This is a genomic window from Serratia aquatilis, assembly GCF_044865145.1.
GTDB classification, from domain to species: Bacteria; Pseudomonadota; Gammaproteobacteria; order Enterobacterales; family Enterobacteriaceae; genus Chania; species Chania aquatilis.
In genome coordinates this window covers 3918393-3931450 of the sequence record NZ_CP173186.1, presented here as the reverse complement: position 1 = coordinate 3931450, position 13058 = coordinate 3918393, and the positions used below count along the sequence as shown (strand labels likewise).

The window sequence follows — 13058 nt, the reverse complement described above, 5'->3', positions numbered from 1 at the left end:
AAAGCGCTGGTTCGCCACCGCCTACGGTTTGGGCTTAAAGCGCAGTAACCGGTTGGCATTGCTGACTACCGTAATGGATGAAAGCGCCATTGCTGCACCAGCAATTTCCGGGCTGAGCAAGCTGCCGGTCAGCGGGTACAGCACTCCGGCGGCAATGGGAATGCCAAGCGCATTGTAGATAAATGCTCCCAACAGGTTTTGCTTCATATTGCGCAGTGTGGCTTTCGAGATGGCCAGCGCATCCGCTACCCCGTTCAGGCTGTGGCGCATCAGTGTTATCGCGGCTGTTTCAATGGCGATGTCGCTGCCGCTGCCCATGGCGATGCCAACATCGGCCTGCGCCAGCGCCGGGGCGTCATTGATGCCATCCCCGATCATTGCCACGCGGTGGCCTTGTGCCTGCAACTGTTTGATAGCTTGTGCTTTACCATCTGGCAATACGCCAGCAATGACGCGATCGATACCTGCCTCTTTGGCAATCGCATTGGCGGTGACCGCATTATCACCGGTCAGCATCACCAGTTGATACCCTTGCCGGTGTAGGCGCTGCAATGCGCTGATACTGTCACTACGCAGTGGATCGCGGACGGCTATCAAGGCGGCAGGTTGACCATTAGCAGCCAGAATTACCGGCGTAATGCCCCTTTCGGCCAGTTGCTGCATCTGCTTTTCAAGCTCTAAAGTTGTTACCTGGTTTTCCTGCATCAGCCTGACGTTCCCTAACAACAGGCTTACCCCTGCAACCTGACCACTGACACCAGCACCGCGCAGTGTGCGGAAGTGTTCCACTTCGGGGAGTGTCTGGCCTTTGGCATGGTCGACGATGGCGCGCGCCAAGGGATGGTTAGCGCCTTGCTCCAGCGCTGCCGCCCAGCGTAATGCCTGCTGTTCATCCACCTGATTAAAGGTAATGATTTCCACCACCTTCGGCTGGCCTTCTGTTAGCGTGCCGGTTTTATCAAACACCAGCGTATCCAGATTACTGGCCTGTTGCAGTGCATCGGCGTCACGTACCAGTACGCCAAACTCTGCGGCGCGGCCAACGCCAGAGATGATCGACATCGGGGTTGCCAATCCCAAGGCACAAGGGCAGGCAATAATCAGCACTGTGGTGGCGATCACCAAGGTGTAGACCAACTGTGGTTGCGGGCCAAAGAAGTACCAGATTGCCGCGCTGAATAACGCGATGGCCACAACGCAGGGGACAAACACCGCAGATATTTTATCTGCCAACTGACCTATGGCCGGTTTACTGCTTTGCGCCTGACGCACCAGTTTGATAATGCGTGCCAGTGTGGTTTTCGTGCCTATCGCCGCCGCGCGGAACAGGACGGTACCGTCGTCCACCACCGTGCCTGCATGAACCGTATCACCCAGGCTTTTCTGTTGTGGCACAGCCTCGCCGGTCAACATGGCTTCATCGATCCAGATCTCGCCCTGAACGATCTCGCCGTCAACGGGAATGCGATCGCCAGTAGTCAAGCGAAGGATCATACCTAGTTGTACTTCTGCCAACGGAATGCTCTTTTCACCCTGTTCAGTGACTAATCTGGCGGTTGGCGGCGTAAGATCCAACAACCGCTCTAACGCCAGGGAAGAGCGCTGGCGTGCGCGCTGTTCGATCGCATGGCCCAGGTTGATCAGGCCGATAATCATTGCGCTGGCTTCGTAATACAGGTGCCGTGCTTCCATTGGAAAAAAGTCAGGCCAAAGATTGACGCTGATGGAAAACAGCCAGGCGGCACCGGTGCCCAATGCGACCAGCGTATCCATGGTGGCGCTGCCGTTCATCAGTGCACGCCAGGCGTTACGATAGAAGTGGCCGCCGGCGAATACCATCACTGCCAGGGTCAGAAAGCCGACCACTAGCCAGGGGCGCTGGTTTTCTGGCGTTAACGACATACCACCACCAAACAAACCCCAAGCCATCAGCGGAATGCCCAGTGCCAGGCCTAATGCCGCCTGCCAGCGAAAGCGTTTCATAGCGGCTTGCGCTGTCTGCTGTTGACGCTCGCGGCGTTCAGTCTCATCCTGAATGATTTCAGCACCATAACCGGCTTTTTCTACTGCGGCTACCAGCGCCTTTGGCGTCACATTGCCGGTAACCAGCGCGCTGCGCTCAGCCAGATTGACTCGCGCAATTTCAACACCAGGAACGTTTTGTAACGCCGTTTGGACTTTGCTGACGCAACTGGCACAGGTCATACCACTGAGTAATAGCTGCATGCTGTCGTCGTCAGAATCGGTTACCGGAAAAGAATAGTGGGCCGCTGCCTGTGGTTCCGGCAACGCTGGGGCAGATTCAGTCAGCGGCTCAGTTTTTGGGTGGTGGTCTGCTCCCGTGCGGGTGGCGTGAAAGCCTGCATCTTCCACGGCGGCGATCAACTGTTCTGGGGCCGCTTCACCATAGACTTTGGCACTTTCAAGAGTAACATCAGCGGCGATCACACCCGGTACTGACTCCAACGCCTTACGGGTGCTGCCCACGCAATGCATACAGGAAAGGCCAGATAGTTGTAATTCGGTATCCGCCTGTGTTGCCACTTCCGCCTGATAGCCAGCGGCAATGACACTGTCAATCAGCTCAGGAACTGAAGCTTCCCCAGTAATTTTGGCATAACGGACGTTGACGTTGGCCTGCTCAACATCATTACGACTTTCGAGGGCTTTTTTCACCCTCTGTGCGCAGTTCATACAGGAAAGCCCCTGTAGCGCAAGCACGGTAGTTTGTGACATGGTTATGTTCCCGCAAAAATGGCAGTCGCTTAAGACTTGACCGCCTTGGTTGTTGTCATCGAGAATAAGGTTAAACCTTCCAGTAAGGGTAAGGTCAAGGGGGAAAAGTGAATATCAGCACTGTTGCCAAAAAAACCGGACTGTCCAGCAAAGCAATCCGCTTCTATGAAGAGAAAGGGGTAGTTACCGCGCCGATCCGCACGGATAACGGCTACCGCAGTTACAGTGCGCGGCATGTCGAAGAACTGACTCTGTTGCGACAAGCTCGCCAGGTTGGGTTCAACCTTGACGAGTGCCGTGAGCTGGTGGCGCTATTCAACGATCCGGCGCGCCACAGTGCCGACGTTAAGTTACGTACACTGCAAAAAGTAGCCGATATTGAGAAACACATCAGTGAACTGGGTGAGATGCGCCAGCGGCTACTTGCTCTGGCAGAGCAATGCCCGGGTGATGAAGGAGCTAACTGCCCAATCATCAATAACCTGGCAGGCTGCTGCCATAAGTCTTAACGAATAATTGCGCGGATCACCAGGGTTACGCCTTCGACAGCGACCACTTCCACCTCAGTGCCGACGGGCAAATCCTCGTTAGCCTGGGCACGCCAACTGCTATCGCCAATGTTTACCCGGCCAAGGCCGTTTTGCATTGGTTCCGTCAGCGTGGCGCGGGTGCCAATCAACTGACGATTGCGCTGGTTAAGAACCTGCGAACCGCTGGTTGAAGCTGTTGAACGCTTGCGCAGCCAATACCACCACAGGTAAGCCACGGCGATAGTGATGACTGCAAAGACGGCTCCTTGCCACTCCCAGTCTAGCTGCGGGAGCAACCAGACCAGAAGCCCCACCAATACCGCTGAAATACCACTCCACAGCAGATAGCCACTGGCGCCAAGCATTTCTGCTGCCAGCAGCAATCCGCCAAGGGTGATCCAGAACCAATAGGGGTTCGCCGTGATTTGTTCAAGCATGATTACTTGCCTTTGCCTTCTTTCAGCAACTCGGTAATACCGCCAATGGACCCCAGCAGGCTGCTGGCATCCAGCGGCATCATGATCACTTTACTGTTATTGGCAGAACCAATTTTTTGCAGTGCATCGGTGTATTTCTGCGCCACGAAGTAGTTGACGGCCTGAATATTACCGTTGGCAATAGCATCGGAAACCAGTTGCGTTGCTTTTGCTTCCGCTTCGGCTGCACGTTCACGGGCTTCAGCCTGCAGAAAGGCTGATTGACGCTCACCTTCCGCTTTAAGGATTTGCGACTGTTTCTCACCTTCTGCACGCAGTATTGCTGCCTGACGCACGCCTTCCGCCTCCAGAATATCCGCACGCTTGGTACGTTCAGCTTTCATCTGCGCGTTCATTGATGCAATCAGTTCAACTGGTGGCCGGACATCACGGATTTCGATACGCGTGATTTTAACGCCCCAGGGATTGGTCGCTTCATCAACGATATGCAGCAGACGGCTATTAATGCTGTCGCGCTGCGATAACATTTCATCGAGTTCCATTGAGCCGAGGACGGTACGGAAGTTGGTCATGGTCAGATTAACAATTGCCGACTCGAGGTTACTGACTTCATAAGCGGCGCGTGCTGGATCGACAACCTGAATAAAGCAGACGGCATCAATTGCCACGTTGGCGTTATCGCGGGAAATAATCTCCTGAGAGGGGATATCCAGCACCTGTTCCATCATATTGATTTTTCTGCCTACGCGGTCCATAAACGGCACGATAACGTTAAGGCCGGGCATCAGCGTTCTGGTATAGCGGCCAAAGCGCTCAACCGTCCATTGGAAACCCTGCGGCACAATTTTTATGCTGGCGAAGACAATGATAAGCGCAACAACGATCACAATCGGAATAATGGTAAACATGGCACAACTCCAAGTCAGAGGTATTAATAGATATTACGTCAGCGCTGGAGGAAAGCCTAATTTCTAGCCTAATCCAGAGGTAAAATAAATTCATGGATCAGAGGATCATTGTTCTGGAATAGCGTAATGATACTTTTCACCACTTCACCACTAAGATGGCTCGACCATGCCAGTGAAAGGTTTGACTGATGCCGAGGGTGTTGCGGCTTCTTCTGCAGTAATTCTCCGCTATCTAGGTAGGGCTGGCAGAGAGTATGTGGCAAAAAGCCGATACCAACGCCACGTAAGTGGCATGCCAGCTTGGTGTGCAAATCGGGCACTTTGATCTCATGCTGCCCAGGGAGTAACCAGGCAATACGCTTGGCGAGATTGCGAGAGGTATCTTCAACATTGATTGCCGGGTATAGCCGCAACTGATCCTCGCGCAGCGGTTCGGTTGCATTGGCCAAGGGATGATCAGGGGAAAGGGCGAATATCCAGTCGATCTTGCCCAGTGGCAAGACGTTGATCGTGTTCTCTAGAGACTCATTACCTGCCGCGCCAATTGCCAGATGGCAGTCTTCATTGAGTAATGCATCCCATACTCCCATATAGACCTGGCGTGAAATATGAAACTGTGTAAAAGGGAAGCGTTGTTGCAGGTATGCCAGTAAACGTGCCACCGCCACCGGGCTGTACAGCAGGTTATTGATCACAATATTGACCTGATGCTCAACCCCATCGTTAATCTGCCGCAGTTCATCGGGCATGGAATCCAGCCAGTTATGCCACTGGCGGCAGCGTTCCAGCAGATAATGCCCTGCGGGTGTCAGGCTCACGCTACGGGTGGTACGAATAAAAAGTTGAGTACCGATACTCTCTTCCAGCATTTTGATGCGATAGCTGATGGTCGCGGTAGTTTTGTGCAGCAGTTCTGCTGCGCGAGAAAAGCTCTGGCACTCTGCAACCTTGATAAAAGAGCGAATTGTTTCATGATCCAGCATGTCGATTCCTTAGCAGTGCGACCATCATCCCCTGAACGCTTGAAAAGAATCTACTTGCCTTACTCCACTCTGGTTAGCTACAAATCCCAACCTCATGATTGCGATCACACTTTAGTCCTGTTTTTCAGCTTAGGTAACAACCTTGTTAATAAGTTGTTTTTCATTGGCTTGTTTTTTAATTAATTGATTATAAATGATTTTTTAATGCCTTGGGCTAAAAAGTGTGCGCATGATCTTGTTGTGGAAAATTTTTCCAATTATGACTTTCAAATTGAACACTCTCTGATTAGAGTTAGCCAAGTACCAGTGTTCCATTTTGAAACGATCTTGGAGAAATCTATGGATTTGGTTGCTGCAGAATTAACGCCGGAAGCTTTTGCACCTTATGGTGATGTGCTGCAAATTGAAGGATCGCACTTTTACCATATCAATGATGGTAAAACAGAAAGGTATCATGACCTTGCAAAAATAGAGGTTTCCGATGGTCACCGGGTTTTGGTCAGTATTAACCGATCTGAACCTTGCGATCTGCCGATGGAGTTTTCCGTGTTGGAGAAGCACCCACTATCGTCACAAGCTTTTATGCCGATGAATGGCGAGCGTTTCGTGGTGATTGTTGCTGAGGCGGGGGATGAAATACCGCTCAAGACGCTGCGGGCGTTTATCACTAACGGCAGGCAGGGGATAAATTATCACCGCAATGTCTGGCATCACCCCCTATTCGCTTTTGGCAAATCAACCGACTTTTTCACCGTTGATCGCGGGGGGGGTGATAACTGCATCGTCAAACAATTACCTCAACCTTATCGGGTTGTACTTTGATAGCGCTGTCCCTCATTGCACAGGCTGTTTATTATATACTCGTCATATTTCAAGATGCCTGTGTGTTAGCAGCGGATAATCGCTCTTTAGCGGCGCAATCAGTAACGTTCAAATCTGTTGCTGACAGATTTGCCGCTCACCCGGTTGCATAGTTATCTATGCTATTACGGGGGCGTACAGGCTTACCGCCTTCATGCAACTTGTATGGCGGGTAGAATTAAGCTGAATGAAGGAAAGCCTGAATGAACGAATTACGAAGAAAAGGGAGACCCACAACAGAATCAGGAGTAGCGAAAGGAGCTCAAGCGCTGGATCGCGGGTTGGAGATCTTACAATACTTGGCGAATGCAGGGGGTAGCTCATCCGTTTCCGTGTTATCGGAAAAGTTGGCTTTGCCTCTTTCAACAACCTTCAGGTTATTGAAAGTATTGGAAAAGTCAGAGTTTGTTTTTCAGGACCCGCAACTTGGTTGGTGGCATATAGGTATTCAGTCATTCACCGTGGGGGCGGCCTATATGAACGATCGTGATGTGGTTTCGGTCGCGGGTCCTTATATGCGGCGCCTGATGCTGCTATCTGGCGAGACTGCCAACCTGGCGATCAGGAATAATTTTGACGCGGTGTTGATCCGCCAGTGTGAGTGTCAGGCCATGATCAGGATGTGTGCACCGCTGGGTAGCCGTTTACCGCTGCACGCATCCGGGGCGGGAAAAGCACTACTCTATCCGCTGGCTGAAGAAGAAATGCTGGATTTGATTGTGCGTTCGGGATTGCACTCCTTTACCCCGAAAACACTCACCAGCGTGAATTTGCTGAAGAAAGATCTCTCTCTATCGTTATCTCAAGGTTACACCACGGATAATGAAGAACATGCTCTAGGCCTGAACTGCCTGGCTTCAGCGATCTTTGATCGTAACAACTGTGTCATTGCGGCAATTTCGATTTCCGGGCCGAGCTCACGTGTTGGAGTTGAGCGTTTCAAAGAGTTGGGGGAATTGGTCCGTGACGTGGCTAATGACATCAGCGCTGCACTTGGCGAGTCGCGCAGCAAAAGCGCAGATGCTTAAAACAGAGCCTGTGGCCGTGCCGTAACGGCTACAGGAGAAGATATCTCCCCGTCTGTAACACAGGCGGTTTTTTTGAACTGATTATAAATTTGGAAAATTTTTCCAAAAATTTAGGAGAGTGTTATATGGCAATAATGCGAGCAGTTGATGCAGCGATGTACGTACTGGAAAAAGAAGGTGTAGATACCGCATTCGGCGTTCCTGGAGCGGCGATCAATCCATTCTACAATGCCATGCGTAAGCACGGCGGTATCAAGCATTATCTGGCGCGCCACGTTGAAGGTGCCTCCCATATGGCTGAGGGGTATACACGCGCAAAACCGGGCAATATTGGTGTCTGTCTTGGTACTTCTGGGCCTGCGGGAACGGATATGATCACCGCGCTTTATTCCGCTTCTGCAGACTCGATCCCAATTCTATGCATTACCGGGCAAGCCCCACGCGCTCGTTTGCATAAAGAAGATTTCCAGGCGGTAGATATTGAATCCATTGCCAAGCCGGTCACTAAAATGGCGGTGACCGTGCTGGAGCCTGCGCTGGTGCCTCGCGTACTGCAGCAGGCATTTCACCTGATGCGCTCAGGACGCCCCGGCCCGGTTTTGGTTGATCTGCCTTATGACGTGCAAATGGCAGAGATTGAGTTTGATCCAGAAACCTATTCCTCACTGCCTGCCTACAAACCGGCAGCAACGCAGGCGCAGATCGACAAAGCGTTGGAGATGCTCTGCGCGGCACAAAAGCCACTGATCATTGCTGGCGGGGGAATCCATAATGCCGACGCAGCCGATTTGCTGCAGCAATTGGCTGAAATCTGCAATGTTCCTGTGATCCCGACGTTAATGGGATGGGGAGCTATCCCTGATGACCACTCACTGATGGCGGGGATGGCTGGATTACAAACATCTCACCGTTACGGGAACGCCAACCTGCTGGATTCGGATCTGCTGCTGGGTATCGGTAACCGTTGGGCTAATCGTCATACCGGATCGGTCGATAAATATACCGCCGGTCGTAAAGTGATCCATATCGACATTGAACCTACCCAGTTGGGACGTGTGATTTGCCCAGATCTGGGGATTGTTTCAGACGCCAAAATTGCCTTGCAAATGCTGGTGGCGAGGGCTCGCGAACGTGCGGCTGCCGGGAGTCTGCCAGACCGTTCACAGTGGGTTGAAACCTGCCTCCAGCGTAAGCAAACGCTGCTGCGCAAAACACATTTCGACAACGTGCCGATCAAACCCCAGCGTGTGTATGAAGAGATGAATCGCGCGTTTGGTCGTGATGCCTGCTACGTCACCACTATCGGGCTTTCGCAGATTGCAGCAGCGCAAATGCTGCATGTTTTCAAACCGCGCCACTGGATCAACGCCGGGCAGGCGGGCCCACTGGGTTGGACCATTCCTTCAGCGCTTGGCGTATGTGCCGCAGATCCCCAACGCAAAGTTATTGCGTTATCGGGTGACTACGACTTCCAGTTTATGATCGAAGAGTTGGCAGTCGGGGCGCAATTCAAGCTGCCTTATATCCACGTGCTGGTAAACAACGCTTATTTAGGGCTGATCCGTCAGTCGCAGCGTGGTTTTGATATGGACTACTGCGTACAGCTCTCATTCGAAAATATCAACAATGCGGAAATCGGTGAATACGGTGTTGATCACGTTAAGGTGATCGAAGGATTGGGCTGCAAAGCGATCCGCGTAACCAAACCTGAGGATATTGCCCCGGCCTTTCAACAGGCGCAAGAGTTAATGCATCAGTACCGTGTTCCTGTAGTGGTGGAAATCATCCTCGAACGCGTCACCAATATTTCTATGGGGACGGAGTTGGATAACGTGACGGAATTCGAACCGGTTGCTGAGTCGCCAGAAGATGCACCAACGGCGGTCAGTTACTTCAATTATTCTTAGGGAGAAAGAGTATGCCAAAGTTTTCAGCAAACTTATCGATGCTGTTTAACGAGGTTGATTTCATGCAGCGTTTTCGCTGTGCCAAACAGCATGGATTCACGGCGATTGAATATATGTTTCCCTACGACTATTCCGTGCAGGCGTTGCAGGGAGCACTGGAGGAAAACCAACTCACGCAGGTATTACAAAACCTTCCTGCAGGGGATTGGGCTGCGGGTGAACGTGGGATAGCCTGCCTGGCCGGGCGAGAGTCTGAGTTTCGCGATGGCGTGGGGATCGCGGTGGAATATGCCCGTGCTCTGGGTTGCGCGCAAATAAACTGCCTGATTGGCAACCCGGATAAATCAGTCGCCCAGCATAAAACTGACGAGATCGTGGTTGCCAACCTGAGCTATGCGGCAAAAGAGTTGGCTAAAGCGAATATCCGTTTATTGGTCGAGCCGATCAATAAATACGATATGCCAGCTTTCTATCTGCAAACTACCCGTCAGGCTTTAGAGCTGATGGAGTGGGTGGATAGCCCCAACTTGTTTATTCAATACGATATTTACCATATGCAGCGCATGGAGGGGGAGCTCACCCAAACCATGGAAAAACTGCTGAAGAAAATAGCGCATATCCAGGTCGCCGATAATCCGGGGCGCCATGAGCCTGGAACCGGAGAAATCAATTACGACTATCTGTTCCGCGCATTGGACAGAATGGGCTATAGCGGTTGGGTTGGCTGTGAATACAAACCCGCGACGACGACGGCTGCCGGTCTGTCCTGGCTCAAACAATATCAAAGTTGAGGGAAATATCATGAAAGTAGGCTTTATTGGTTTAGGAATTATGGGAACGCCAATGGCGGAAAAATTGCTGGAAGGTGGCCATCAACTGTATGCCAATACCTTGAGCCAGGTTCCGTCAGTATTACTCGAAAAAGGGGCTACCGCCTGCGCAACACCGAAACAGGTAGCCGAGCAGGCTGATGTTATCTTTATCATGGTGCCTGATACACCGCAGGTTGAAGAGGTATTGTTTGCCGCCAACGGCTGCGCCGAGGCACCGCTCAAAAACAAGGTTGTGGTGGATATGAGTTCTATCTCACCGCTGGATACCAAAGCATTCGCCAAACGTATCAACCAACTGGGTGCCGATTATCTGGATGCACCAGTATCCGGGGGGGAAGTAGGAGCCAAGCAGGGCACTTTGACCATCATGGCCGGCGGTGACGAAGCGGTATTTGGCCGGGTAAAACCACTGTTGGCATTAATGGGTAAAAATATCACCCTGGTGGGGAAAAATGGCGATGGTCAAACCTGCAAAGTTGCCAACCAGATCATAGTAGCACTAACAATTGAGGCGGTTTCCGAAGCGTTGATTTTCGCCTCAAAAGCAGGTGCCGATCCGGCACGGGTGCGTGAAGCGCTAATGGGCGGCTTTGCTTCATCACGCATTCTTGAAGTGCATGGTGAACGGATGATCAAGAGAACCTTCGAGCCCGGTTTCCGTATTTCATTGCACCAAAAAGATCTCAACTTAGCACTGCAAGGAGCCAAGTCCTTGTCACTGAGCCTACCGAATACGGCATCCTGTCAGCAGTTGTTTAACCTTTGTGCGGCCAATGGTGCCAAAGATCTGGATCATTCTGCGCTCGTGCAGGCATTGGAAATTATGGGTAACCATAAAGTGTCTGGGTAATTATACCCTTCATACTTCAAATTGCTTGGGTGTTGGCTGCCTTCGTTCACCCTAGTCACATAGTTTATCTATGCTCCTAGGGCTTCACTCAGTGGCCGCCTACAAGCAACTCGAATTATTTTGGGTATATATCTTATAAAAAAGTAGTTAATCATAACGGTTGTTGCAGTGGTTTGGTATCACTGCACGCCGTTAATGAAAATAAATCGCGTGTTGGTTAAATATAAAAGCAAGCGTTAATAAATGCTGTGAGAGAACAGTAGTGTTAGAAATAATTTAACTATCGCTATTGTTTTGGATGAATTAATTAACTAATAAACAAATCATTTGTTATCTTTGCCAAAAGTAATTATTAATATACTGTTTTATGTATTGAAGTCGCCATTCTAAAATTTACTGCTTTTTTTGATAAGATATTTTTAGCTGTTAAAGATTCGATTAAGGTTTTGTATGAGCAGGTAAATCTCACTGAATCGATTTTCTTATTTAATATAAGAAGGACTTGTCATGGAATCTATCAGTAGCAAGCAACGGGAATGTTATAAGCAACGCGGTTATCACGAAGATCTGTTACCCAAAGAAGGCGATAAGAAAAACTGGAAAGCAATTAATTACTTTACCTTATGGATGGGCTCTGTTCATAACGTACCAAACTACGTGGCAGTAGGCGGGTTTTTTATTCTGGGGCTTTCTACGCTCAGTATTATGGCGGCAATTATATTAAGCGCATTTATTATTGCCTTTGTGATGGTTATGAATGGTGCTGCCGGATCGAAATATGGTATTCCGTTTGCCATGATCCTCCGAGCCTCTTATGGCGTGCGTGGCTCATTGTTACCAGGGATCCTCAGAGGCTGCGTGGCCGCCATCATGTGGTTTGGTTTGCAATGCTACGCAGGTTCACTGGCTTTTCTGATTTTGATCGGCAAATTGTGGCCGCAGTTTCTGACCTTGGGCGGGGATTTCAATCTGTTGGGGATCGGCCTGCCGGGACTAATCGCCTTCCTGATCTTCTGGGCGGTGAACGTGGCCATCGGTCTTGGGGGCGGCAGCATTCTCAATAAGTTTACCGCTATTCTCAACCCTTGCATCTACGTGGTGTTTGGTGGCATGGCCATTTGGGCTATCTCACTTGCCGGGCTGGAAGAGATTATTGCCTATGTTCCGGCTAATGCGGATGTTACCAGCAATAGCGGATTTATGTTCCTTGTTGTCATCAATGCGGTGGTGGCGGTATGGGCGGCTCCGGCGGTTAGTGCATCGGACTTTACCCAGAATGCCAGCGGCTTCCGGCAACAGGCTTTGGGGCAAACGCTGGGATTGGTGGTGGCTTATCTGCTATTTGCTGTTGCCAGCGTCTGTATTTTGGCCGGAGCAAGTATTCATTACGGTGTTGATACCTGGAACGTGCTGGACATCGTACAGAAATGGGATAGCGTTTTTGCCTCGGTCTTTGCCGTGCTGGTTATTCTGATGACAACAATCTCCACCAATGCGACTGGTAATATTATCCCCGCAGGATATCAGATAGCAGCTATTGCACCCAAAAAACTGACCTATAAAAATGGAGTGATCATCGCCAGTATTATCAGCCTGATAATCTGCCCGTGGAAGTTAATGGAGAATCAGGAAAGTATTTATCTGTTTCTTGATGTAATTGGCGGGATTTTAGGGCCGGTGATCGGGGTAATGATGGCTCACTATTTTATCGTGATGCACAGCGATATCGATCTCGACACGTTATACACCGAACCTGGAAATTATAAATACTATGATAACGGATTTAATAGCGTGGCTTTTATTGTGACTCTGGTAGCAGTGGTGTTATCTCTGGGAGGGAAATTTATTGAAATACTAGAGCCACTATCACGAGTTTCATGGTTTGTGGGTGTCATCAGTGCATTCTGTTTGTATGCATTAATCAAAAGTAGAGCAGTTGTTAATCGGCAAGAATATACCTGAAGTGAATGTGATAGCGAAGTAAA

General features: G+C 50.4%; 11 protein-coding genes. 7 read left to right on the top strand and 4 right to left on the bottom strand.

Features of this window, described 5'->3' with window-relative positions; all coding sequences use genetic code 11:
* Window positions 1-21: 21 nt before the first annotated feature.
* Entirely contained in the window at window positions 22-2736 is a 2715-nt protein-coding gene (gene copA, locus SAQUA_RS17765; RefSeq protein WP_380674821.1) for a copper-exporting P-type ATPase CopA, read from the bottom strand.
* A gap of 107 nt (window positions 2737-2843) precedes the next feature.
* Between copA and cueR the strand changes: the two genes are divergently transcribed.
* Complete coding sequence (gene cueR, locus SAQUA_RS17760; RefSeq protein WP_380674823.1) at window positions 2844-3245, top strand: Cu(I)-responsive transcriptional regulator; 402 nt, start codon at window positions 2844-2846, stop codon at window positions 3243-3245.
* On the opposite strand, the gene SAQUA_RS17755 is transcribed toward cueR, so the two are convergent.
* The 3 genes from SAQUA_RS17755 to allS all read right to left on the bottom strand — a co-directional run bounded on the left by SAQUA_RS17755 (window position 3242) and on the right by allS (window position 5594).
* Window positions 3242-3703, bottom strand: a complete 462-nt coding sequence (locus SAQUA_RS17755; RefSeq protein ID WP_380674825.1) for an NfeD family protein — start codon at window positions 3701-3703, stop codon at window positions 3242-3244. The two genes, cueR and SAQUA_RS17755, sit on opposite strands and share 4 nt — an antisense overlap.
* Before the next feature lie 2 nt (window positions 3704-3705).
* Window positions 3706-4611 (bottom strand): SPFH domain-containing protein, encoded by a 906-nt coding sequence (locus tag SAQUA_RS17750; protein WP_380674827.1) that lies wholly within the window; start codon window positions 4609-4611, stop codon window positions 3706-3708.
* 68 nt (window positions 4612-4679) lie between these two features.
* A complete protein-coding gene (gene allS / locus SAQUA_RS17745) occupies window positions 4680-5594 on the bottom strand; it encodes an HTH-type transcriptional activator AllS (RefSeq protein WP_380674829.1) in 915 nt (304 codons plus the stop codon).
* A gap of 339 nt (window positions 5595-5933) precedes the next feature.
* Here allS and SAQUA_RS17740 point away from each other — a divergent pair, with 339 nt between their 5' ends.
* The 6 genes from SAQUA_RS17740 to SAQUA_RS17715 all read left to right on the top strand — a co-directional run bounded on the left by SAQUA_RS17740 (window position 5934) and on the right by SAQUA_RS17715 (window position 13035).
* Window positions 5934-6416, top strand: coding sequence for an ureidoglycolate lyase (locus SAQUA_RS17740; protein ID WP_380675063.1), 483 nt, complete (start codon window positions 5934-5936; stop codon window positions 6414-6416).
* A 242-nt stretch (window positions 6417-6658) separates the two neighbouring features.
* Window positions 6659-7483 carry an HTH-type transcriptional repressor AllR gene (gene allR, locus SAQUA_RS17735; protein ID WP_380674831.1) on the top strand — a complete coding sequence of 275 codons (825 nt, stop codon included), beginning with the start codon at window positions 6659-6661 and terminating at the stop codon, window positions 7481-7483.
* 125 nt (window positions 7484-7608) lie between these two features.
* On the top strand, window positions 7609-9390 hold the full coding sequence (gene gcl, locus SAQUA_RS17730; RefSeq protein ID WP_380674833.1) for a glyoxylate carboligase: 1782 nt from the start codon (window positions 7609-7611) through the stop codon (window positions 9388-9390).
* A gap of 11 nt (window positions 9391-9401) precedes the next feature.
* On the top strand, window positions 9402-10181 hold the full coding sequence (hyi, locus tag SAQUA_RS17725) for a hydroxypyruvate isomerase (RefSeq protein WP_380674835.1): 780 nt from the start codon (window positions 9402-9404) through the stop codon (window positions 10179-10181).
* 10 nt (window positions 10182-10191) lie between these two features.
* The gene (gene glxR / locus SAQUA_RS17720) at window positions 10192-11073 is read left to right on the top strand and encodes a 2-hydroxy-3-oxopropionate reductase (RefSeq protein ID WP_380674837.1); all 882 of its coding nucleotides are present in this window, start codon (window positions 10192-10194) and stop codon (window positions 11071-11073) included.
* Window positions 11074-11580: 507 nt separating this feature from the next.
* The gene (locus SAQUA_RS17715) at window positions 11581-13035 is read left to right on the top strand and encodes an allantoin transporter (RefSeq protein ID WP_380674839.1); all 1455 of its coding nucleotides are present in this window, start codon (window positions 11581-11583) and stop codon (window positions 13033-13035) included.
* Window positions 13036-13058 lie beyond the last annotated feature (23 nt).

Excerpts from the sequence above, each read along its gene's own strand:
- copA (WP_380674821.1), bottom strand. The coding sequence starts at position 2,736 with ATGTCACAAACTACCGTGCTTGCGCTACAGGGGCTTTCCTGTATGAAC.
- SAQUA_RS17755 (WP_380674825.1), bottom strand. The coding sequence starts at position 3,703 with ATGCTTGAACAAATCACGGCGAACCCCTATTGGTTCTGGATCACCCTT.
- SAQUA_RS17750 (WP_380674827.1), bottom strand. The coding sequence starts at position 4,611 with ATGTTTACCATTATTCCGATTGTGATCGTTGTTGCGCTTATCATTGTC.
- allS (WP_380674829.1), bottom strand. The coding sequence starts at position 5,594 with ATGCTGGATCATGAAACAATTCGCTCTTTTATCAAGGTTGCAGAGTGC.
- SAQUA_RS17740 (WP_380675063.1), top strand. The coding sequence starts at position 5,934 with ATGGATTTGGTTGCTGCAGAATTAACGCCGGAAGCTTTTGCACCTTAT.
- allR (WP_380674831.1), top strand. The coding sequence starts at position 6,659 with ATGAACGAATTACGAAGAAAAGGGAGACCCACAACAGAATCAGGAGTA.
- gcl (WP_380674833.1), top strand. The coding sequence starts at position 7,609 with ATGGCAATAATGCGAGCAGTTGATGCAGCGATGTACGTACTGGAAAAA.
- hyi (WP_380674835.1), top strand. The coding sequence starts at position 9,402 with ATGCCAAAGTTTTCAGCAAACTTATCGATGCTGTTTAACGAGGTTGAT.
- glxR (WP_380674837.1), top strand. The coding sequence starts at position 10,192 with ATGAAAGTAGGCTTTATTGGTTTAGGAATTATGGGAACGCCAATGGCG.
- SAQUA_RS17715 (WP_380674839.1), top strand. The coding sequence starts at position 11,581 with ATGGAATCTATCAGTAGCAAGCAACGGGAATGTTATAAGCAACGCGGT.